This is a genomic window from Terriglobales bacterium, from assembly GCA_035561515.1.
GTDB lineage: Bacteria > Acidobacteriota > Terriglobia > Terriglobales > Acidobacteriaceae > DATMXP01.
The window spans coordinates 62,818-87,102 of record DATMXP010000013.1 but is presented as its reverse complement, the minus strand read 5'-3'; the positions used below and the strand labels follow the sequence as shown (position 1 = coordinate 87,102).

Sequence of the window (24,285 nt, the reverse complement as noted above, 5' to 3'; positions counted from 1 at the left end):
CCTTTTTCAGTGCGTCAATCGTTTCGGACAAGTATGGATGGTGAGCAGAAGGTACTTGTGCAAACGCCTTGCCTCCACCGGCGAGGAAAGCCATGCACAGAATTCCGGCAATTACGATGTGGTTTGTGTTTGCTGGCATGCCATTGCCTTGCTTTTTCAGCGCACCGAAAAGTTGTCGAACTGTACGTGATTCCAGCCACTGCCTACACCCGCCATTCCGCGGCTATGAGAGGAATCGGTGATTGTGGAGAGAACGGTGCCATCAACAACAGCTTGAATCGTTGTTCCTTTGAATACCAGGCGCATTGTGTGCCATTTGGCTGTATCGAACGCAATCTTCCCGGAAGCCAGCTTCACAGTATCTCGCTTGTATTTCGCTGAATTAAGTTCCCATTCGCCGGCGTTGTTTACGGTGAGTATGTAGGCGCTGGGCCAATGTGCTTTGTTCCCCTGAAAAACGTCGCCGGACTCAATCCGACCGAGCAGCGAAGCTTCACCTTGGTGCAGCAGCAGTACATTCGTGCTGACTTCGTAGTCGCTCCACTCGATGTTCCCGGCATAGGTGTACGGATCCGGAGTCATGCCCCAGGAAATAGGCTTGCTCACAATTTGCTGTTCCAAGCACTTTCCGTCCCGCTCTTTACAGGCGACTACCTCGAATACGCCATCCTGGTCGCAAAGATACTTTGGCGTCGCGCCGATCTTGTACCGACTGAAGTCCTCCGCGTAGGGAAAAGGAAAGGGAGATGGCGCTGGAGCAACTGCTGCCCCTTTTGCCTGACCTGTTGTGGTACTCAACGAGTAGATCGAATTGGGCTCGATTGTGATTGTGAAGGAACCACGTTGGGGAACTATGTCCGCCAGTTTCTGAAAAGAACTCTCCGAATTAGTCCGCCAAACATGGATGCGGCCAGTGGATAGCCCACCCGCGATCTGAAACGTCATTTGCTGCGGCTTCGATGCCTCAGCGCTTTCGATGATCACGCTGTAGTCTTTGGAATTGGGAGCCTTGAGACTTGCGAATGTTCCCTTCTCGGGCAGATATCCGCAGGCATGATCCAGGTATTGCCAGCCGGGTTGAGCAAACTGGGTTGTGTGCGCGGTTGCCCAGATGGAAGCCTGTACCTCGTAATGCCCGGACCACGGTGAATTGGCTTTCATCAAACCGGAACCAGGTGCCGCAAGGTTGTCGTAATAGGACGTGATCGGACTCCAGATTTCCGTCTTCGTCATCCGCCCACGAATGTAGTTGCGGTTGTATCGGTGCGCTGGGTTCGACTTCTGGGAATCCTCGCTCGACCAGAGCCGGTATCCAGATTCCAAGCCCCACTCGGGAGCTCTCGTTTCGTCATCTCCAAACGGATAGTGAAATCCAATGGCGTAAACCGCGGCCTTAAGCTCTGGATCTTCGTTCAGCACCTTGATGAAATCCCACTGTTTTTCCTTGAGGCTGGCATGTCCGTCTGGCGCGACAATCTTTGTCTTCACGCCATGTGCGTCTAGAGTCTTGCGCAGCAGTTTGATCCACTCATGTTCCTTCGGATCACCTTTCCAGACTTCGTTCCAGGTCCCAGTGAAATCGATTTCTAGGCCGTGCTTGTCCTTCGCTCCCTTAATCCACTGGGTCACATAGTCCGCCATATCCTGCGACCAATACCCGCCGTTGCCAATCCAACCTGGCGCACCCCATGCAAGCGAATCGAGTACGATTCGTGGGTTGCGCTTTTTGGCTTCCTTCATCAGCCACCATTCATAACCACGATCGAAATTCAGATCGTCCCGTCTCCGCATGTGGCTTGGCTCGGAACCGTCCGTCGAATTGGTGTCACCGCCGATCTCAACTTTCAGATGCTGAAGAGAAGCTCCGTAATTTGGCTTGAACAGGTAGTCGAGAATCTGGCTGCGGTACGGCTCCGGATAGTCAGTTAACAGGCGGGATGAAGCACCAGCGCTAATCGCTCCGATCCCTTCGAAAGTTCGGCCCGTATCTCGTCCATCCAGTTTCACCGTAGTAGTAATCTGCGCATTGATTCCCAACGAACAGAAGAACGCCATAAGTACTGCCATAACGAGCTTCTTCATTTTTGCCTTTCTACCCTACTCAAGTTCTGCACAACCATTCGAAGCAGTCGAAGGTCTGGTTTAGTTCCACAAACTCTCGATCTCTTCCAGCGTTTTCCCTTTGGTTTCCGGTAGGCGGGCTTTAATGAACAGGAACCCTATCACGCAAATGGCAGCGTAGATCCAGAATGTCCACGCCGCTCCCAACCCACGATTCAAGAGCGGGAAGGTGTAGGTCAAAATGAAACACGCAATCCACAAGGCAGTCACTGCCACCGACATCGCAGCGCCTCGAATTCTATTTGGGAATATTTCTGAAATGACTACCCAAGTTACCGGAGCCAATGACATCGCGTAGCAGCCAATCGCGGCGACCACCAGCGCCAGCATGTGTATTCCCTGGCTGTGAACGTAGTAGAAAGCGCCGAGCAGAATATAGATCACGGCTAGACCAGCGGAGCCGCTCAGCATGAGGATGCGCCGGCCGCTTTTGTCCACCGTTCCCAGGGCAACGAAAGTAAAGATGACGTTCACCGCACCAGTAACAACGATGTTGAAGAGGATGTCGGAAATGTTGTAGCCGGCAGACGAAAACACCTCTTCGGCATAATTAAAGATGACATTGATACCGCACCACTGCTGTAGTACAGCAAGCGAAATGCCCAGCAACAGCACTTTGGCCATTTTCGGGTCCAGCAGTGCCTTGGCATCAGTCTTCGCAGATTCGCCTGTAAGACTCGCTTCGATGTTCGCAAGTGCTTCCTGCCCATACCTCTCGCCGCCGATGCGAGTCAGCACCTTGCGCGCTTTCTCGCGAGCACCCGCCTTAGCCAGCCATCTTGGGCTCTCGGGAACGAAGAACATGCATAGGAAAAACAACGCTGACGGAACAGCCGTGACGCCAAACATCCAGCGCCATCCAATCTGGCCATTCCACGATTGAAGAATCTGCTCTGCCGTTGCATCTGCCGGAACGTAATCCGCAATCAGCCAGTTAACGATTTGGGCAAGCAGAATGCCGAAGACAATCGTCAGTTGGTTTAGCGAAACCAATTTCCCACGAAGCTTTGCTGGCGCGATTTCAGCGATGTACATCGGCGAGAGGCTCGACGCTAATCCAATCGCCAAACCACCCAGCATTCGCCAGATAACAAAACTGACAAAAGTATTCGCGAGACCTGTACCTACGGAAGAAGCCGCAAAGACGAACGCCGCGACGATTAAGAGCCTCTTACGCCCGAATTTGTCGCTCATTCCGCCGGACAGAACTGCGCCAAACAAACATCCAACCAGAGCGCAGCTCATGGCCCAGCCTTGCTGTGACGCGCTGGTCAATTGGAAGAACTTTTCATAGAAAGGCTTTGCGCCGCCGATGACCACCCAGTCATATCCGAACAGCAGACCGCCTAGGGCTCCAACCAGGGAAATAGTCCAAACGTAGGTCGTATTGAACTGAGCTTCCATCGAGAGCGCATTCTCTGTCTTGCTCGCGGTAATCATATGTTTGCGGAATAGTTCCCGTGGTTAGGTCCAATCAATGTCGAGCAGTTTTGGTCGAGGCAACGGCCGAATCCAGATACTGCAATTCTGTCTGTGCTGCCAGGTGGTTACCGTCGAGTGCAAGCACGTCGCGCATCTCTGCTGCCGCTTGTTCCTGCTTGTTCGCTGCAAGATCAGCCAGCGCTAGCATGAACAAGCAATCCACGCGGTTCCTCTTATGTAAATCGTCCTCAAACAACAGGAAGTTGGGCAACGATGTGGCGAAGTAGTCAATTTTCACTTCTGCGTCCGCTTGCTTTTGTGCGAACGTACGCAGTTGCTCGATGACGGCATGAGATTCCTCACGACGTCCAAGCGCGGCTAGTGCCATTGCCTGGTAGTACGTCATTGCGGAAATGCTGCTGCCGTCCTCTGCTGCGCGGGTCCACGCCTTGCGCGCTTCTTCAGTGCGGCCTTGTTGCTGGAGCGCAAGGCCGCTGAAGTAATCCAAGTGCTTCTCAGAAGTCAGCAGATGCTTGCCCTCGCCGAGATTGTGTGGATAGTTCCGGGCCGCTTCGAAATGTTCCAGAGCCTTTTGCGCTTCGCCTCTTTCCAGCAGAGAACGGCCCAGCAACAAGTGAGCCCACACATACTGGCCCGAAACCAACCCCTCGCCGCCTTCCCACGGATTAAACCTGCGTTCGCGCAACATTTCGAGCGCTTTCTCTGGACGCCCAACCTGATTGTAGAGAGTGATGATCTCGACATTGAGGTCGTCCCTGCGCGCGACTAGTGCCGGGTGCTTTTCAAGCATGCTGAGCCGTTTTGCGGCCGGCACACCGGTTCGCTTGTAAAGTTGATCCAGTTCGTAGAGCAACCTGGCGTCATCGGAATTTACCTCAAACGCCTTCTCATACGCGACTTTGGCAAGATCCTCGTCCTTGCGAATGTTGACGTAAGCAATGCCAAGGTTCCGCCACGGAATCGAGAATGAAGCATTCCGTTCGACACTGGCTTCCCATGCTCCAATTGCTTCTTCGTAACGCTTCTTGTCGTAGTAAAGATTGCCGAGATAGTAGTGTGCCTTCGAGTCCTTGGGATTGGAAGAAACCGCGCTTTCCAACAGCAACATCTCTTCAATCCGCGCTGGGAAGCAATAGTCGGGCGAAATGCCAGCTGCCTTATGTCGATACTCCGAAGCCTTTGTCGTGTCGCCCACCTTCTCGGCAAAGCTGCCTAAGGCGTAGTAAAGCATCGGCGAGACGGTAACCGATCTTTTCAACAACCGCTGAATGAACTCAGACGCTTCCGAAAACAATCCCACCGCGGCATAGTCGAACGCGATATCCAAATAAAGCTGCGGATCACCATGCATCAGCGACGCAAGAAGGTCTCGCTCGGCATCAGCTTTGGCCTTCTCGTCTGAAAGCAACAGCAACTCACTGCGCGCCCAGAGGTCAAGCGGATCGACGGCAACAGTCTCTTGCGCATAAGCTTCCGCTTCAGCCTTGCGGCCCAACGTCCTCAAGATAGCTGTCTTTACATTGCGCGCTTTTAGATGGTTTGCGCTGGTCAGCAACGCACGATCGATATGTTCCAGCGCAGCGTGCCAGTTCCGGCGAATGCACTCGATTTCCGCAATCCGATAATAGGCAGCCGATTGCCACGAGTAGTTCCAGGCGGCTTTGTAATACGCACCATAAGCCTCATCCATGCGCCCCTGATATTGAAGCGTAACGCCAAGGTAGTAGTAGGCTTCCCCTTCGGCTGGATTGGGGTTTCGGCGGGTGAGTCGCTCGATAGCTTTACGTAGATGTTGTTCCGCTTCTGCAAACTGGCCTCGCCGAAGCTTTAGCAGCCCCATTTGCGTGTTGCAACGGCTGTCGAGTGGATCGCGGCGCAGAGCCTCTTCCCAGTACGGCTCGGGATAACGCGTCGCATGGCGATACTGTTCGAGATGTAATCCCGTTACGTACAACTCATCCGCAGACTCGATCTCACCAGGCGGTAACGGTTCGGTCGCGGGATCCGGCAGGCGTGTAGCCTCTTTACGTTCAGGAGGCGAGTAGCGGATTAACTCATTCCCTTTACTATCCAGGACTCGGAGAAAAAGCTGCTGATCATCTTTCAGCGGGTGCTCGTGGACGAACGGCCTGCCCGGAGCAAGATCCACCTTTTTCTCGAATATTGTCCCTTGTTTCGAAGAGAGCACAACCACCAGATTAGTCAATGCCTCGGTGACACAGACGCCTGCTTTCACGCGGCCCCCACTCTGCTCCAGGTTGACTGCCATCTGACGGTTCGCGTTTTTGGCCGGGCCGATCTCCTGAATCGGATACCAGAACTGGCTCCAGGTGCGGGTCTCATATGGATGAATCCACGAAAAGTCCGGCTGATTATCCGTAAAGACTCCAGCCATCAATTCGATATAAGGTCCATCTTCGTCTGTCAGGTTGCGATCCCATGCATAGCCGAAGTCCGCATTGCCCCAGGTCCAAAGCTTCTTGCCCGGAGCGATATGACGGTTCGCGAAGTGCACGACACCAGCCTTCTTCGTATGGTCGTAACCGCCAAAGAAATCGTATTGCGATTCCGTCACCATGTACGACGTCGGCACCGGAATGTTCTTGTACCAGGAGATGTCAACGCCCTTGCGGTAGTCCACACCGTAATAGAAGTTGCGTGCTATCGGATACGACGACACCGCACGCTTGGCATGATCCGCTACATAAGTCACATCGGGCGGGAAGAATGCTTGGTATTCGTCGTGTACGCGAATTCCGACATTCGCCCACCATAGGAAGGTCTGCACAAATGGCGTGCGATTGTACAGTCGGACCTTGGCCTCGATATAAGACTTACCTGGATGTATGCAGATGCCGACCATGCCCTTTGTGCGCTGCATCGGTTCGTGCTCGCTGAGCCACACGGTCGCGCTACCATCGTCGGAATATTCAATCGTGTACTGGACCGGCATATAGGTGGATGGCCTGTGATGTTGCGGCCAGTTGAATTCCACTCCGCCCGATATCCAGGGACCGAGCAGGCCAACTAACGCTGGCTTAATCACGTTCTGCCGGTAAAACAAATCGTATCCGTTGGTCTTGTCCTGTCCTACATGAATACGTCCACCAATTTCCGGCAGGATCATGAGCCGTAGGAACTCGTTCTCAAGAAACACCGCGCGGTACGACTTATCCGATTTCTCGTTGCTCACCCGGTCAACGAACGGATTCGGATACACCTTTCCCGTACTGCCTTGATATACACGTTTCTCCAGAAACATCGGATTCATGTCGGCAGCCGGAACCGGATACGTTGGAATTACGACGGACTCTTCCCACGCCTTGACTTTGCAAGCAGAACGATTCAAACCAAGTCCCCTGGATAGCGCTCAATTAACCACTGCGAACAGCGGTAAGGTGTAACAGCTCCCGCGAATGCGCGAATTGAACCGCTCATTATGGTTTCCAAACGTGCGTGCGTGCTGAAAAGCCGGTCGGGCGTAAGACATCAAACTGAACCCGCATTGCACCCTTTTCACCGAACATAATCGGTATGGAGACATCCTGACCCGAAGCCATATCAGGAAGCGCTACTTCACGACGCTCTAATGGAATCTCGCCGGGGCCGTAAAGAATTGCCCGTAACTTGTAGCCGATTAATGCGTATGCAGGGACAGAGTTGCGATTTCTAATGCTGACCGTAAATGAGCCGGGATGCCCCTTCACCCGGATGCTTTCGACGGGGCTCGATTCGTGACGCAGGACTTCGTACGACTCCTTGCGTGCTCCAAACAGATCCACCACACCGTGAACACGTTGTTTCATAACACCAACGCCTTTGTCTCCGACGTGGGTGCGATAGTCGTTGTAGCAAAAGAAGATCAGGCCACCAACAGCAGCCGATTCGCGAAATACACGATCGTGATCGTTAAGGATCTCGATGCGACGCTGGTCTCCCTCGGGCCGGTCTACCGTGCACGCGCAGTACCCATACTCTGAGATAACGATCGGCTTACCCGGAAATGTCTTTGCGATCTCCGCAAGGTTCTTCCGCACGCTGTCCGGAGTCCCTGGATACCACGTCTCGTAATACTCGTTCCACTCAATGAAATCCATCAGAGCGGATACGTCTTTGTCAGGTGTGGACTGCAGAGAGTTCGATGCATAGGAGCACAGCCGGCGCGGATCCAGCTTTTTAGCCTCCTCCAACATCCGCTTGGCAAAGTTGTAGGCCGGTGGGTTCTGCCCCCCGATTTCATTGCACAGACCCCACGAGAAGATGCTCGGATGATTGCGGTCGTGCGCAACCATCTCGCGCAGTTGCTCCAAGCCATTCTCCATGATTTCCGGGGATGGCTTATCTCGCATGTCCTTGAAGGTGTTTGGCCCCCATGTCGGCACCTCCGTTTGAATGAGGATGCCGTGGCGATCGCAGTAGTCGAGAACACGCTTGTCTTGCGGCCAATGAACGCGTGTGAAGATGCAATTCAGCTCCTTCATGTCGTCGTGGTCGTGAACGATCCATGAGGTTGGTTCCGCCATGCCGAATTCCGGATTACTGCCCGCCATACGCTCAACGCCCATCAAGCGCACGCGCTCACCGTTCAGATAGAAGGCTCCTTCTTTTACCTCGATGCTGCGAACACCAAAGGTCGTCGTTAACTGATGCTCCGGATTGTCCTTTCCTGCAATCTCCGCCGTCAACGCGTACAGGTTCGGATGGTCGAAGTGCCATAGCTTGACATCCCGAATCACGCCCTTAGGCAGCGCGATCGTAGCCGACTCGCCGGGCTTGACTGTCGTCAAAACTGCTTGGCTCTTCTCGACAGCTGTTTTGACCGCATCTTCCTCAACCCGATAAGCGACCGTCCCCCTCCAGGGCTTTGTGCCTCCGTTATGAATCACGGCGGAAATGCTGAGCTCAGCCGTCTTTGCGTTCAGGTTAGGAACGGAGTCGACGATTACCCGTTCTATATAGACTTTGGGCGTCACCAGCAGACTTACCGGACGGTACATGCCACCGTCGTGTGTCCAATCGCTGGACCGGCCTCGCGGCAACATCGCTTCGTCAAATAGGTTGTTGGCCTGCACTACAACCACGTTGGGGGCGTCATAACGTAGTAGTGGAGTGATATCGAAAGCGAAAGCCGTGTAGCCTTTGCGCAGGTGCTCGCCAGCCTTGCGCCCATTCACCCACACGGTCGCCGAGTGGAATACCGCTTCAAACTCGATTCGTACGATTTTTCCTGCCCACTCCGGACTCGCTTCGAACTCTCGCCGGTACCAGGCATTACCGTAATAGTCGGCGGAATCTTGGTTGATTTGCCACGTGTGCGGCACCATTACGCTGTTCCAGGCCGAGGTATCGGCATCACTCTCCTGGAGCTTCCTTGTAACGCCGCTCGAATCCGGATCTAGCTGGAACCGCCAGGTTCCATTGAGGTCAATTCTTTCAGTACAGGTACCGCTTGCCTCAGCAATTCCAAAATCAGTTGTCGCAAGCGCAGCTACTGGTAACGAGGTGACTGCCAGCATGCCGGAAAATCCGGCCAGGAACTCTCTTCGAGAATTCATCATTCGTCCGCTTAGCTCCTAGCGTGTACGTTACCGCAACACAATTAAGCCACACCGCTCTATAGGTGTCAACCATGATCTAAACCGAAGAAAGAGTTATTTACACCTTTTGATTGGACTTCATGACACCTGTTCTTGGCCCGTCCACTCGGATTCCCATGGTCTTCTCTCCAGGAACAGATCGAGGTTGCTACGCATCACTATATGGGGGTTCAACCGGATGCGAGGCGGCGGACATTTACCTTCCGCCAGGTATTGGAACAGTGCCTCGAGGGCCATCCTCCCTTGCGTTTTGGGACGCTGGTGGATGGTGGCAAGTATCCGCTCGGACTTTAAGGGTGCAATGAGCTCCGGAAATAGGTCAGTGGTAACGAGCGCTACCTTACGTTGTGGATCCACTTCCTCCGCAGCGCGGATTACTCCTACGGAGTTTGCTGTGCTGACGTAGATCGCCCGCAGTTTCCGGTCACCCAGCAACAACTTCTTTGTACGGTGATACGCTTCGTTCTCATCGTCGTGCGCCTCGATTACTGCGCAAACGGTAAGTCGCCGGTTCGTCGCAAAGAGACTGCTTTCCAGGCCGCGCAACTTCTCCGAGTGATCGAATGTTGACAGATCTCCGGTCACAACACCGATTCCACCCTTATCCGGAACCATCCGTCCAAACAACTCGCCCACAATAGCACCGCTTGTGAACGGGTCTGCCGACACCGCGGTGAGCCGGTCAGTTCCGGGTGCATCGGTTGCGACACACACGACTGGAGTCTTTTTCTGTGCAGCCTTGCGAATCCAGGGTTTGAGTTCTGCCGGATGGCCGGGAGCGATGATGACCCCCTTGCTCCCATCTTCCAGAGCCTGCGCAAACAGGGCTGCATCTCCCTCGCCAAGCTTGGGATGCGTCCGAAAACACAAGTCAATGGCCGAATCGAATGGCGCTGCTGCTTCACGGATTCCCTCGCGAAGGGCATCAAAGAAAGACGCAATTTGCGCAGGAAGATGAACGGAAATGCGAAGTTGACGAGGCGATTTCAGGTACCGGGCCGCAAGATTGGGTCGGTAACCCAACGTTTGCGCCATCTTAAGCACGCGATCACGGGTAATCGGGTTGATGCGTCCGCGTCCGTGCAATGCACGATCTACTGTGCCGATTGACACGCCCAGCGCCAGAGCAATGTCTTTGATGCCAACAGGCTTTTGGACCGAGCTCTTGGCTTGCGGTTCCTTCTGACCTTTTGCCAGATTTTCGCGTGTCTTCACAAGAATCGACGTTTAATGCCCCGAATATAGCACCTTTAAAGCGGGAACGTAACCGCTTTCACCGCCGGGCCTCGAACACAAACGTGTAAATACTGTTCGGATGCAACACAGAACGGAGCATCTTCCCTGTCGGATCGACGGATAGCGTACTCGAGTGCTGCAGCCAATCCGGAACCCCATTTCCGGGCGCCGTCGTGGTTGCGACTTGTTGAACGATCCGGCCGATCTTGCGAAATGCCGACAGGTCGAAATTTACGGTCCGCTCCTTGCCGGAATTGACCGTAACAACGACAAGCCGGTTTGACTTCGAGTCATACGCCGCAATCGAATGTTCGTCTCGGATTGGAATTATTTGGTAACCCGGACGAATGAACCGTGTGAATTGACCATACACAAAGAATTTGCGATTTATGCGCACCAGCGGCGTTGTGGCATTGGCGTTTGGCTTGTCGCTTGTGTCAACGTAGTTCGCGTTCATCATGCCCCAACCATAGGCTTCGACGTCTGGCTCCACTGGTTGCCAGTACACCCAGGCGCTTGGGCTGAGACCGCGAATATCTTGCACGATGCTTTCCGACATTGTGAGCCCCGACGCGTCTGGTTCGCCATACTCGGACACCCATACCCTCTTGTTTCCAACTGCACGCCTTAGAGCAACGCGGCCTTTGCCGCGGTATGGCTCCGCACCTCGGTAGTAGCCATGCACGTTGACCTTGCCGACTGTCCTGCGTGTTGAAGCCGTGTATTCGTTCCACGTCCCCAGGGCGGCTTCCATGTCGTTCTCGTCGGCGGCCGCGATCACTACTTCGTTTAACCCGACATCATCCAGGGCCTTGCGCAACATGGGAATGATGACTTGCTGTGTATTCCTCTCGAAATGACAACCCTCCTGCCGAACCGGATATTTCCACCAATCGGCTGACGGCTCATTGAAAGGTTCTACCGAACTGAACTTAATGCCCCAATGATCGGCGGCATAGCGCGCAACAGTGGCAAGATACGTTGCAAAGTCGCTCCGTTTTGAAACCTCCAGGCAGTCTCGTCCATCCACACTGCCGGCGGTGCTGCGATTGCTATTCATCCACCACATTGGCGAGTCGGAAAATAGCTCAAAGACATTGGCGCCGCGGTCTCGCGCCATGAGCATCATCGCCCGTTGATTCGAATCGAGAGACCAATTCCAACCATTGGAGTTTGGGTCAGAAGTTCTTCCGTCGACCCAGTAGCCGGAGATGTCCATCTGCCATTCAAGCTTTGGCCCCTTGTTTTCTCCAGGCTGCCCCACCCCGCCACCTCCGAGGTTGTAGCGAACAATGTTTAGTCCTAGCCCTGGATAGCCCTTCGTCGACTTCAGCGAATAGATCAAATCCGCGTAGAAATCGCTGTTCTCAGTGCCGCCGATAGCGCGTGCCCACCATGAAAGAGAACTGCCCCACCCCTCCCAGGTGCTTAAAGTACGGGACGGATCGACAGCAACCACAGACTCGGTCCGCCGTGATTCTTGTAGCTTGTCTGAATTCGCTCCCGCACTGCTGTTGAACAAAATGGTCATCGCAAACGCGAGAGCAAGAAGTCTTGTCTTCATGAGTTCATTCCTTGCTGCAAGATATGCGAACAGAAAAAAAAGGCAGTCCTGTTTTAAACCGGACTGCCCGTTGGAGGAGTGGGACAAAATCTACCAATAGAACTTCAGCGCCAACTGGACTTGCCGGCCGGTTCCGCGAGTACCCGTAATCTGGCCGAATGTCGCAGTGTTGCGGAAATCAAGTGTTCTGAAACTATTCCCGAAGTTCGGATGGTTGAGGAAGTTGTAGAACTCTCCACGGAATTCCAGGTTTGTCGTTTCCGAAGTCTGGAATTTCTTGAACATGGAGAAGTCCAGGTTCTGGAAGCCGGGTCCATGCGCCTGAGTCGGCGGCCCTCCCAGCGGCGAAAAGTCGCTCTGACCGATCGTCGTAGCCGTCGGAGGATTCTGAAACGCTGCAGGATTCAGGAACTGAGTGATTCCGTGAGGTCCCTGATTCAGATAAAGATCCTGCCCGGGAACCACCAATGCATAACATCCGAACGCGGCATTCGTGCCCGGATTGCACCCGATGGAGAACGGGAATCCGTCCTGCAGTGTGTAGATCCACTGTGCGCTCCAGCCGCCGATAAACGCATCGAGAATACCCGAAGCGTCTCCGGCAACCGGTTTGCCTTTGCCGATCGGAAGTTCCCAAACTCCGCTCGCGTGGAAGATGTTAGGAGAATCGCTGCCACAGTATGCATAAGCCTTGTCTAATCCCCATCCGGGCAGCATATAGGCTTGGGCAAAAACTGCTTCCCCAATATTGAGAATGTTGCGGTTGTTGCTCTTACAGACAGAGCGCGTGTAGTTGGCCAGCAGATTCAATCCCTTGCTGGACCTGCGCTCAAAGCTTACCTGGAGCGCGTGGTAATAGGCAGACCCGTTGGTCGTCAGGAAATTGAGGTTGCGGGCCAGATCCGGGAACTGAAGGTACGGCTTCATGTCTGTTCCCGGAGGAAGTATCTGGGTTGGCTGATTAATCTGGGCGCCGTTCAGCATGTGGTGAGTGTTGTTGCCGACATAAGCGGCAGTCATCGTCTGGTTCGGCGTCAGCAGATACTGAACAGACGCGTTCCACTGCTGTGTATACGCGGTCCGCCAGTCTTTCTGGAACGCGATCAGGCTCAAGCCTTGCGGCCTGAAATTGGGACTCGCCGGGTCCGGATTTGCTGAAGTCAGACCAACTTCAAGCGTTCCCCGATTGCCATCGGCATAAGTCATCGGTGTAACCGAGTTGGGTGCAATGAATGAGAGGTTCACGGCAAAGGGGTAGTTCGAACTCGGGTCTGGCGCTCCACCCAGATTCTCGAACCCGCCATAGAACATTCCGTAGCTTGCCCGTCCGACAATCTTCGGAGTCACCTGATAAGACAAGCCGATGCGAGGCGCGAAATTTGTAAGAGGTGTGTCGAGAATGCTTGATCCATCCACGTACCTGAGGGGGATGTTATTGCTCGCCAGCAACGATGTGAAGGCGGGAGAAAGTGGGACGTCTTTTTGCTCTGACGAAATCACATACTCAGCCGTCAGTCCATCTGTGGACATCAAGCCCGCTTGTCTTCCGTTCGCTTCCTGAAGGCTGCCAAAGTACTCCCAGCGCAAACCCATGTTGAGGGTCAGACTCGGGGTGACTCTCCAGTCGTCCTGAAAGTATGCTCCGAAGTAGTGGCGAAGATCGTCAGGCTCGTAAACGCTCGAAACCGAGAGAGCACTCGCGCCTCCCACGAAATCCACGCCATTGGGAACGGTAGCTGCGATCGGATTCAACAGAAGATCCGCCATGCCAACCCCGTTCGTCAGATTTGGAATCCCGGTGTAGCCATTGAACGTGAACCATCCCGCAGGATACGGCGGGGCACTCCACGGAAAACTCATTCGCTGATACTCGACTCCGGTCTTAAAAGTATGCGCTCCCGTGAGTTTGGTCAGATTCTCGGTTAATTGGAGTGTGTCACTGGTGCGCCGGTTCGGGTACTCATAGCCCTGCAGTCCGAGCGGAGTAAGAGCAGCGCTCGGCCCCCTTACGTAGATGGATGGCAAGCCGCCGTTGTCCACCCCCGGGATACCGTATTTGTCCGCGAGACCCTTCGCCGTATTCTCGCTGGGGGGCTCAATGGAGGTGAATAGGTGACTGAAACCGAACCGCAACTCATTGATCATCGTGGGCGAAAAAGTATGCGTCTCGCTCACCGCGATATTCAACGATCTGTCATGCACGTTTCCGGTACCGAAGGAGTAGCTGGCTCCATCACCGTCAAAAGGAGGGGGTATCAACCCTGACCTTCTGCTGTAACTAACGCGCCCAAACATCTGGTCGTTGTTGCTGAAATGCTGATCCACGCGCACATCGAAGTGATTGTTGTCATCCAGTTGCGTGCGCGTAACCTGGTAGTTGTTCAGGACACCAGGCGCGTTTGCCGCAGGATATAGTTGCAGTAACCTGACTGCGTTCGCGTTCAGCCGACTGGCTGGGAGTTGATTCAGGTACTGCGTCAGTGCCGTGAAATCGGTAATCCCGGCAACGCTTCCGTTCGTATAGAACGGATCACGCACATAACCGTTGGCGGTAGCAGTCAATCCGGTAACCGGATCAACCTGACCTGCCGTAACTGTACGCGTTGTTGCTGGATCAAGAATCGTCGCCACATTGAACGTCCGCCCCAACAGGTCTCTCGCCGTCGCGGTGATGGGCGCGAACTGATCGCGAAAATCAGTGAACCCGCTTGTTGCTTCCTGAACCGTAGGAATCGTCGCCCTGTAGGCGGCGCCGGTGCGGATTCTCGTTCCTTCGTAATCTCCAAAAATGAAGGTTTTGTTTTTCCGGATAGGTCCACCAGCCGAAACTCCGAACTGGTTCCTCTTTAGATTGCCTTTCCTCTTATTTGCCGGAGCAATAAAGTACTGGTCGAGACCCGTTGCGTCCAACTTGTCATTACGAATGAACTCCCACGCGCTGCCGTGGAACTGGTTCGTCCCCGACTTGATGGCCGCATTAATGACGGCACCGCCCGCTCGCCCGAACTCGGCACTGAAGTTGCTCGTCTGAAGTTTGAACTCCTGGATTGCATCCGGCGGAGGCAGATTCACATAGGCTGCGCCGTTCAGGAAGTCGACTGTGTCATTGTTGTTGTCGATTCCGTCCAGGATGTAGTTGTTATGGACGCTGCTCAGACCGTTGGCAACGAAACTGCCACTCTTTTCAAGATTTCGTGACGCGACCTGACTCGTAACACCGGCATTCAATTGCGCAAGGAAGGTGTAATTGCGTCCGTTCAGCGGAAGATTGTTGATTTGAACCTGCGTAGCAACCGCACCGACCGAAGCGTCCTGAGTTTGCAGCAGAGGGGCTTCGGCAGTCACGTCCATCACTTCATCGGCGCCGCCAACTGCCATCGTGAAATCAACCAGGCGCTGCTGCTGGATACTCAACTCTATATCAACACTGCGCGCCTTCTTGTAGCCTTTCTGCTCAACCTCGACACGATACTTACCAATCGGCAAGGGTGTGAAGATGTAAGTACCATCGTCACGGCTCACCGCCGTTCGAGTAACCGATTTGTTGATTTCTGTAAGTGTGACTTGTGCGCCGGGGATCACGGCGCCAGTCGCATCCTTGACGGTGCCCTGAATAGATCCCATATCAACCTGGGCCCAAGCCCCTGATACCGTGAGAGAAAAGAGCACCAGCAATCCTGCGAAGTACAGCTTAAGGGGGTGTTTCATCTAGCCGACTCCTTGTGTCGTTCTACATCGCCCAGATCTGTGAATTTAGGGCCGTCGCGTTAACGTTACCGCAACAGCTTGTATCATCGTTCCAAGGACCATGTCAATGGATTTTTGCTCGCGATTGGAAATATGACGCGGGCTCGCCTGGCCTCGCCATCTCCAGCTTCTCTGCACCATTCCCGCCAGCAAAGACATATATCTCGGGCGTGACACCAGTCGCAGCCCGGTACTGCTTTTCCACTTTCGCTTTGAAATCGCTTACCGTTTCCGCTCGCACCAGGTTGACTGTACAACCGCCAAATCCTCCTCCGGTCATGCGGGCGCCATAGACGCCTTCAATACCGGCTGCGATCTCCACCAGAACGTCAAGTTCCCTGCAACTCACCTCGTAGTCGTCGCGAAGACTCTTGTGTGATTCCCACATGAGTTCGCCAAACCGTTTCATGTCGCCGAGTTGCGCAGCGTGAGCTGCAACTTGCACGCGAACGTTCTCCGTGATCACGTGCCGTGATCGCCGGAACTCTTGATCGGATAGTGCTCTTCCGTAGCGCTCAAGATCTCCCAGCCGAACATCGCGAAGACTCTTAATTTGCGGTAGCCACTCCTGCAGGCGATGCACGCTGTTCTCGCAATCAGCCCGACGCAGGTTGTACTGTCCGGATGCAAGCTCGTGCTTGACCTTGGTGTTGCAGACGACAATCCGCATCTGGCGGTCGATTCCGAGCAATTGGTAGGAGAAGTCGCGGCAATCAAGCATGACAGCGTGATTCGCTCTGCCAAAGCAGGAAACAAACTGATCCATAATCCCACAGCGCGTTCCTGTGTACTCGTTCTCCGCGCGCTGGCAGAGTTTCGCGATCTCCAGGCGCTCCCGCCGCAAGCCGGAACAGAAGAGCAGTGCGAGCGCAGCGGCTACCTCTAGAGCGGCGGATGAACTCAGTCCCGATCCTATTGGCACTTGGCTGCTAACCACCAGGTTCGCACCCCTGAGGCGATGCTGCGCTTCGAGCAAAGCGGTAACTCCGCAGATGTAGTCACTCCAGTGACCGCTCCGCCCACCAGGAAGTGCATCGAGATTCCAGACTCTTGCTTCGTCGAAATTTGCCGAGTACACACAAAGCTTGCGATCTTTTCTGGGACCGATGGCGGCGTAGGTATAGAGATCGATTGCTACCGGCATCACAAACCCGTCGTTGTAGTCAGTGTGTTCGCCGATCAGGTTCACTCGGCCCGGAGCACGAAAGACTTCCGGAGTTGAGCTGAATCGTTCCCGAAAGGTCCGAGTGATTTCTTGTGCCGAAGCTTTTTTCGCTTGTTTGTTCATACTCTGATTTCCCACGGCCCTTGTGGAAGCGTGTACGTTACCGCTAACCGGCAAACAACGTCAATAGGAATCTCCGCTCTACTCCTGTTTTGGTGTGTCTAGCCGACGGCTTAGGTCAAAGTTGTCAATGAATCGCTGAAAGGTATCCCTAGGTCTTACCGAATCGCTATGTTGTCGAACTGCACCACATTCCAGCCGGTACCGATACCGGCCATCCCAGACTTGTGAGAAGAATCGTTAGCGGCACCTACGGTAACTCCGTCTACCACTGCCCGAATCATTGTCCCTTTGAGGATTAGTCGTATCGTATGCCATGTGTGCGGATTCCATTCGACCTTTCCGGCTGCCAGTTTCACTGAGGGCTTCTTGTACTGCGCAGAATGGAGCTTCCACATGCCGCTCTGATCGATTGAGAAAACATAAGCGCTTGGCCAGCGCGGCTTGCCGTCCATATCCTGAAACACATCTCCCGAGTCAATCCTGCCCAGGAGTGTAGCTTCACCTGTGCCTTCGAGGAGAACGTCGGAACTCACTTCATAGTCACGCCCCTGGGCATCACCCACGATGGTGTAGGGATCAGGCTCAATTCCCCACCATACGATCGGCTTTTTATCAATCACCTGACGCAGGCACTGTCCCTTGCGCTGGCCGCAACGAGCAACTTCAAAAGTACCGTTCAGATCGGAAAGATACTTCGGAGTTCCCCCTACCCGGTACTTCTCGAAATCATCGGCGTAGGGAAACGGGAAAGCTGAGGGCACCGGAGGGACAGCAGTCCCCTTCGACTGACCATCGGTCGTCGTGAACGAATACATCGAATCGGGTTCTAGGCGGATTTCTGCGATGCCGTTCTGCGGCAGAACGTCGGCCAGTTTTACAAAAGCGCCGCTCGCATTCGAGCGCCACACGTGGACTTTGCCCGCCGGCAGCCGATCATCAAGATTCAATTTCAGAACTTGCGTCGTAACGGCGCCGCCTGTTTCCAGGACCACGCTATAGTGCCGTTCGTTGGAATCAACCAATGTGACGAAGCTACCCTTCCCCTTTAAATAGCCGCAGGCGTTATCCAGATACTTCCAGCCTGGCTGGGCAAATTGAGTCATGTGCGCGGTCGCCCAGATCGAAGGCTGCACCTCGTAGTGACCGGACCACGGCGTGTTGGCTTTCATCAAGCCGGAATTGGGCGCCGCGAGGATATCGTAGTAACAGCTGACTGGACTCCATATCTCGGTCTTCGTCATTCGCCCCTCAATGTAGGCGAAGTTGTATTTGCGTACTAGCGCGACAGCACCCTTCCAATCACCGCTATTTCGTGAGTCTTCGCTTGCCCAGAGCCGGTACCCGCTCTCACGCGCCCAGGACGGCTGCCCCTTTTCAGGCACCGCGAACGGATAATGAATACCAACCGCGTACACCGCAGACGCAAGTGCCGGGTCTGCCTGCAAGTACTTGATAAAATTCCACATCTTTTCTCGCAAACTTGCATGTGGATCAGGCGCGACAATCTTCGTACTTAGGCCCCTTGCATCCAATGTCTTTCGCAGCAACTTGATCCAGTCGTGCTCTTTGGAATCCTGTGTCCAGGTTTCATTCCATGTTCCCGTGTAGTCAATATGGAGGCCGTACTTGGACTTCGCTCCTTCGATCCACTTCGCTACGTAGTCGGCCATGTCCTGTGACCAGTATTCCCCGTTGCCGATCCATCCCGGTGCACCCCATGCGAGTGAATCCAGCATGATCTTCGGGTTTCTCTTCTTTGCTTCGGCCATCAGCCACCACTCATATCCGCGTTCGAAGTTCAGGTCATCGCGAGTATGCATGTGGCTCGGCTCCGAACCATCCGTGGAATTCGTATCGCCGCCGATCTCCACCTTCAGGTGCTGCAACGACGCACCGTAATTCGGCTTAAAGAGATAGTCGAGGATCTGGCTTCGATACGGCTCCGGATAGTCAATCAGCAACCGCGACGACGCCCCAGCGCTGATCGCTCCAATGCCTTCGTAAGTTCGCCCATTCGCCTTGGCGTCGATCTCGATCGTCGTAACCGGTGTTTGTGCGTATGCGGCTGCAGAGAGAAGCGCGATGACCGCCGAGCTGAGAATTCGATTGAGGTATTGCATGTATCAATTCACCCGATAACCGTAAGAACTTGAGCCCAAACGACGTAGTGTCATCATTCGCCATTCCGAAGTGACTTCACCCAGGAAGTAAACGATGCGAGAAATCGAGACTTGTTGGCATACAGATTTAGTTCCTCCGCAGTAATGCGGTGACGCTTGATCCAGCGAGATCTCCGTCCGGTAACTCTATTGTTCGCACGGTACTGTCGATCTGGACTTTGACCATCAGCCGCTTATTCTCCGGATTCGCTGCCGTAATGCTCCAACCTTCCGCAGTGTTCCTAACCATCAGCAGACAGGCCTGGTCGACACTGATTTGTCCAATCGGTGTCAGCAGAGTGCCTGGTTCATAAAACGCCAGCATCGCCAGCCTGGTACTGTCGTTCCAGGCGCCTTGAATTTGTCGGTTGTTCGAAAGCACATGGATAGCAGGCTTCTGGGCAAGTGCCGCAGTCTGTCTGACTGATGCTCCAGGAAGCACAATGTACTGATAAGCGCCGTCTTCGGGTGCGTAGCCGTGATCGATCCAAAGGTTGAACACAGGCAAAGTGATCGGCCGCTCCGACCCGCTGCCAATATCTGACCACTGACCCGTTTGCGAGCCGATGGACAACGACACTCGGCTTCCCTTACCAAACACGTAGCCGACATCGTCGTGGTGGACCCAATCAACTTCACTGGTGCCATACGAGTGGATTCCTGCTGGCACGGCATGTTCCGACTCGCTCGTGAGCACATCGCCTGCAAGACGAGTTTGATTTACGTCAGTTGCAACACTATGCTCAGCGTCACCCTCCAGCCTGATCGCGGTGCCTAGACACAGAAAGCCGTCATCGAAGAAGAACCACGATTTCTTCCACGTCAATTTGCCCCGTCCGAATTCCATGGCGGCCATACCGTAACTGCCGTCGGAGACGCCACCAACGAACGCATACTTACCGCGCGTGCTAATGGCGCTTTCTTCACCGGTCTCCAGCGTGCCCTGAATTGCCGTGGTTCCGGGGAGCTTGGTCCAATCCCACACTGGGAAGATGTCTTTGTATTCATGTCCGGAGCGGTACAGAAAATTGACTCCATCGGATAAATGCTGAGACCTCTTTCCTTCTCCGTTGACCAGTTCTCCATTCTGCATTCGAGACGAAAGCATTTTCACGGAGGTATAGAACGCCGTCCTCCGATGCGTCATGAAGTCAGAGGACCAGAATTGCTTGTTGCCATGAAATTCTGGTGCAGCGGCTTGGCTCCGGATGCGAGCGGCAAAAGACTGGAACTCGCTCTGCCGTGGTGTCGGCTGCGCTCCCATCAGAAGCAGAACGTTCTCCAGGCCATAAGCCGCACCAACCGGTGAGATCGGACCCCTTGTCCAATCAGCCGATGCAACTACCTTTCCTTGCCGCGTAATCTCTCGGCCGACTGTGCTGTAATCGATGATGTTGCCCCGCACCATCCACTGAATGCCATCAAGGACGTAGGCACTGTAGATGGCCATTTTTTCCGCAGAGATCTGGAACGGTGTCCCCCACGCGAACGCGATGAAGCGGCCGACCTCATTTGCATACGCCAGGCCGTACCCTCCGCTGTACAGTTGCGCACCATGCTGGTGAAACGAGTAGTCCGGTTGAATGCCCTCTTCCGCAGGGCTGACCACCTTGATCTCCTCGTACATTCGCCGGTAAGCTTCGGCTACTATCTTCGGATCATCTTCAATACAGCCGCGAACAGTCTGTATTCCGACACCCCAGGTAAGGTTTGCTCCCGTCCACGTTCTCCAGTTGCTGCGCTTCATAATCGCAACCACCTTCGACGCCTGCTCAGGAGGTAGTTGGGGCAACATCAGCAATGCGACTTCCCCGGCCAACTGCGGCACGCCGATGTCGTTCCACCACCAATTGGGATTACGGTAATCGTGATCGGTCCAATGCTGGAGACTCTGGATTACCTTCGCTTCCAGCGCGACATCAGGCCGCCCTGCATTGCGGTATACCCGTGCCGCCTTCGCCATCACCAGAGCGCGGTTAAGATGATCCGCAACGCTCCATCCCGATCGTTCAGCCTTTCCATAATCAATGTCGGACCAACTGCCGTTTACACGAAGTGCTCCCGCATACCGTGCACTCAGCCTCTTCAGTGCCTCTATCTGGTCAGGCTCAGCGGGTAGTACGGAATTGACATACCGCTTGCGGAGAAGCGTGAGTGCCGACCCTGAAAGATCGGGCAATGCCGCAGCAGTCGTTGTGGCCGGGACGAAGAATGAAACGAAGCACAGGCACTGCGTCAGTAACAGCGAAATGAGCTTCTTCATCTCAATCCTTACAGTTCGTTGCACTCGTTCCAGCAGGAAAGGATGTTTTGCCTCTCGGAAGCCGGTTGCGCAAATAGCTTTACTTCCGCGATGCGCCTTGTTGCTTCGCCTGCTCGGAATCCAGTTCCAGCAGTGCCTCCAACAGGTAATAATCGCCGTAGATGAGCATGCCATCATTTGGACGCCACGCGGATCCATGTCGCAGAACTCCCGGCGGTGTCGAGTCATGACTTCCGACCGGCGTCAGATAGCGGTCGATTATCGATTGCGTGATGCGCTCGCATTCCTTTCGATACCGCACAGCACGAGTTTCATCGGGTTCGACTCTGGACAGACGCAACAGACCTCCAGCGATTAAGGCTGCTGCACTGGTATCCCTCGTTCGGAAGTGAACACCCTCGTCCATGAAGTCGTACCAGGGAACGCCGTCTTCGGGAAGTCGCGATAGAATGAAGTCTGCAATTCTTTCCGCCGTTGCTCTCAGTTCAGGATCCTTCGTCTCTTCATACGCAACCGAGAAACCATAGAGTCCCCATGCTGTGCCGCGACTCCATGATGTATCGGCAGAAAAGCCTTGATGGGTGTGTTTAAAGCTAATCTGCCCAGGCGAAACCACGAGCGGCTTTCCGTTGACGATGGCGTCTTTGATTTCGATATCGCGGTCGGTGGGATTGTAGTGGACTGACTGAACAATCGAACCATCAGGCCGAACCATCCAGCGAGCGGTTTTGCGAGCGTGTTTCAGGCCTAGATCACGCCAACTTGAATCGCCCGTCTCCCTCGCCGCCCACCAAAAGAGCTGGATGTTCATCATCGTGTCGATGATGCTGTCATCTCCGCCCACTTCCCAGGCAGCAACCAGTTCGGTTCTTGGATTGTAGAGTTGCTTCAGACGCTCAGCCGCCTTCAAACCGCCTTCCCTGTACTTTAGGTTTTTCGTGATCTTGTATCCGAAAATCGAACTGTAATAGTTGAGGAATCCTACATCGTGCTGCTCAGTCAACTCGGGGCCCAGAAATGCGGCACCCCACTTTTCAGCCCAGCGGCGATATTTTTCGTCTCTCGTTCGCTCGTACAGCTTCCATAGCTCACCTGTCCAAAAACCGGCCGTCCAGTTGAGTCCTTTCGAAGCTGTGGGAGCCCATTCACCCGTGTTGCCATCGCCCAGTTCAAAGAACCCCGTACCTTCTCCAAACTGCTTGAATGGAGTCTGAGAAAGAGTCGGTTCAAACTTCATCGCGTTGCGATCAACCGCAGTGCGCATGAGATTGATTGCCTGCGACCAGGTTTTATGTTCGGAAGGAACAAGTGTGTCCGGTGGTGCTGATTGGACAGCGGCAGAACTCGTGAGGAGGTCCACCTTCGTTGGTTTAGCGATCACGTCGGCAACGGCTTCCGCATAAGACTGAAAGGCAGTCAGCGACGCAATCTGCATGCCGGGAAGCACACGTGTGCCATTTCCGTACTTGTCAGCGGGCTTCGTCGCGGTCACCAAAATCGGCTCGGAGTTCTCGTGATCCCAAGCCGCAGCGACATACCATCGGGCAACGCCCTGCTGAAGTTTTAGGGGAACGAGATGATCATCGGCAGTGGTATCAGCCGCGCCACCACGCTCAGATTCGAGCGCAATCAACAAGCCAAGATTCTGGCCCGGCAGAGCTTCTGTTGCAGTTGCACCCGGACGCAGAACCTGAGTTCCCCAAGTCGCCAGCATTCGGACGCTCGGCTGCGATTTCAGTTCAGTGAGTTGCGCCTCAGGCTTTCTTGGTAGTCCGGTCACCAGTTCCAGGCCGTCGGCATTCTTTGCGACGATTTCATGTTCAAAGCCGCGTTCACCCGCCCAGATCGTAACCTTGCTCGTTAGATCAACCGTGCGGCCCGCGACTCGCCAACCCGTGTAAGTCATTTCCGCAATCGCGCGCACCGGACCATCCGCCACTATTCTCCAGTTGCGGGCCTTCACGTCCGCCACTTTGACGATCTTTCCGTTTACCTGCGCCCCGACAGAGCCAATCCCCAGGGAATTCCCAATCTTATAAATGTCGCGCCCGGCTTTTGCCTCGCTGTGGTAGTCATATCCATCCGTCGAGAACTGGTCCAGCACTAGTCCGCTCCGATACTTTCCGAAGAGGTCTATCGCGTTGCGCGGATCGAAATAAAGCCGCCATCCAACGAGGTCCGACTCCCAGCCCAGCCCCTCATAATGTCGCGAGAATTTTGTATGCGCTCGCGCGGAGTACGCGGACTTAATCAGGCTGAATGCGTATGGGTTACCGTAGGCAATACTGACGATTCGCGTCTGCCCCGGCTGAAGCGGAATCTGGAAGGCGATTTCATCTGCTCGATCGTCACCATCTAGATCGTCCGCCTGCGATGGAACTTCCGTTGCTACCGGAGCCTTCGCATCCTCAATCAGAGTCGAAGCGTCCGACACGGTCACGATGAACGCACCCAGATTGAAATCTGTCGCAACCTTACGCAGATCCTGCACTCTGACCACTACGTTCGCTGCCGGACGGGCCACGGCACCCGGATTCGATACCGCGAGCTTAATGACCTTGGTGTGGTCCTCAGCCCAGGAAACGTGACAAACCAGAAGCATCCATATGCCCAAAGCTGTCTTCACATGCCTCGAAAGAACGTTCTGATAGAAACCGCTGGATAGATATTCTCGTCTCACTTGTACCCACCACCACATCTTTGCGTGTACGTTACCGCCGCATCGACCTGTTATGTCTAACATGGGAGTTTAAGCAGTGTCAAACCTCAGATCATTCTGCCGGCAGAACTACCCACGCGCATTCCGGTTCTGCTCAGTTTCATGCTCGGCACGGTCTTGGTTTCCCCGAGTTGATTCAGAGCGCCGA

11 protein-coding genes are annotated in these 24,285 nt (G+C 54.4%); all 11 read right to left on the bottom strand.

Going from position 1 to position 24,285, the window contains the following annotated elements:
• Nucleotides 1-156 precede the first annotated feature (156 nt).
• A complete protein-coding gene (locus VN577_04725) occupies nucleotides 157-2,082 on the bottom strand; it encodes a family 16 glycoside hydrolase (GenBank protein ID HWR14106.1) in 1,926 nt (641 codons plus the stop codon).
• A gap of 60 nt (nucleotides 2,083-2,142) precedes the next feature.
• Nucleotides 2,143-3,561, bottom strand: coding sequence for a sugar porter family MFS transporter (locus VN577_04720; GenBank protein ID HWR14105.1), 1,419 nt, complete (start codon nucleotides 3,559-3,561; stop codon nucleotides 2,143-2,145).
• Nucleotides 3,562-3,595: 34 nt separating this feature from the next.
• The gene (locus VN577_04715; protein ID HWR14104.1) at nucleotides 3,596-6,913 is read right to left on the bottom strand and encodes a DUF5107 domain-containing protein; all 3,318 of its coding nucleotides are present in this window, start codon (nucleotides 6,911-6,913) and stop codon (nucleotides 3,596-3,598) included.
• A gap of 88 nt (nucleotides 6,914-7,001) precedes the next feature.
• Nucleotides 7,002-9,122 (bottom strand): glycoside hydrolase family 2 TIM barrel-domain containing protein, encoded by a 2,121-nt coding sequence (locus VN577_04710; GenBank protein ID HWR14103.1) that lies wholly within the window; start codon nucleotides 9,120-9,122, stop codon nucleotides 7,002-7,004.
• A 117-nt stretch (nucleotides 9,123-9,239) separates the two neighbouring features.
• On the bottom strand, nucleotides 9,240-10,376 hold the full coding sequence (locus tag VN577_04705) for a LacI family DNA-binding transcriptional regulator (GenBank protein ID HWR14102.1): 1,137 nt from the start codon (nucleotides 10,374-10,376) through the stop codon (nucleotides 9,240-9,242).
• A gap of 58 nt (nucleotides 10,377-10,434) precedes the next feature.
• Nucleotides 10,435-11,961, bottom strand: a complete 1,527-nt coding sequence (locus VN577_04700; GenBank protein ID HWR14101.1) for a glycoside hydrolase — start codon at nucleotides 11,959-11,961, stop codon at nucleotides 10,435-10,437.
• 90 nt (nucleotides 11,962-12,051) lie between these two features.
• A complete protein-coding gene (locus tag VN577_04695) occupies nucleotides 12,052-15,669 on the bottom strand; it encodes a TonB-dependent receptor (GenBank protein ID HWR14100.1) in 3,618 nt (1,205 codons plus the stop codon).
• Between the two features lie 103 nt (nucleotides 15,670-15,772).
• Complete coding sequence (locus VN577_04690) at nucleotides 15,773-16,996, bottom strand: galactokinase (GenBank protein ID HWR14099.1); 1,224 nt, start codon at nucleotides 16,994-16,996, stop codon at nucleotides 15,773-15,775.
• Between the two features lie 155 nt (nucleotides 16,997-17,151).
• Entirely contained in the window at nucleotides 17,152-19,116 is a 1,965-nt protein-coding gene (locus tag VN577_04685; protein HWR14098.1) for a family 16 glycoside hydrolase, read from the bottom strand.
• A 127-nt stretch (nucleotides 19,117-19,243) separates the two neighbouring features.
• A complete protein-coding gene (locus VN577_04680; GenBank protein HWR14097.1) occupies nucleotides 19,244-21,418 on the bottom strand; it encodes a polysaccharide lyase 8 family protein in 2,175 nt (724 codons plus the stop codon).
• Nucleotides 21,419-21,497: 79 nt separating this feature from the next.
• Complete coding sequence (locus VN577_04675; protein HWR14096.1) at nucleotides 21,498-24,044, bottom strand: DUF4861 family protein; 2,547 nt, start codon at nucleotides 24,042-24,044, stop codon at nucleotides 21,498-21,500.
• Nucleotides 24,045-24,285 lie beyond the last annotated feature (241 nt).

Coding starts and splice junctions, on each gene's coding strand:
- VN577_04685 (HWR14098.1), bottom strand. CDS start 19,116: ATGCAATACCTCAATCGAATTCTCAGCTCGGCGGTCATCGCGCTTCTC.
- VN577_04695 (HWR14100.1), bottom strand. CDS start 15,669: ATGAAACACCCCCTTAAGCTGTACTTCGCAGGATTGCTGGTGCTCTTT.
- VN577_04680 (HWR14097.1), bottom strand. CDS start 21,418: ATGAAGAAGCTCATTTCGCTGTTACTGACGCAGTGCCTGTGCTTCGTT.
- VN577_04700 (HWR14101.1), bottom strand. CDS start 11,961: ATGAAGACAAGACTTCTTGCTCTCGCGTTTGCGATGACCATTTTGTTC.
- VN577_04710 (HWR14103.1), bottom strand. CDS start 9,122: ATGATGAATTCTCGAAGAGAGTTCCTGGCCGGATTTTCCGGCATGCTG.
- VN577_04690 (HWR14099.1), bottom strand. CDS start 16,996: ATGAACAAACAAGCGAAAAAAGCTTCGGCACAAGAAATCACTCGGACC.
- VN577_04725 (HWR14106.1), bottom strand. CDS start 2,082: ATGAAGAAGCTCGTTATGGCAGTACTTATGGCGTTCTTCTGTTCGTTG.
- VN577_04720 (HWR14105.1), bottom strand. CDS start 3,561: ATGATTACCGCGAGCAAGACAGAGAATGCGCTCTCGATGGAAGCTCAG.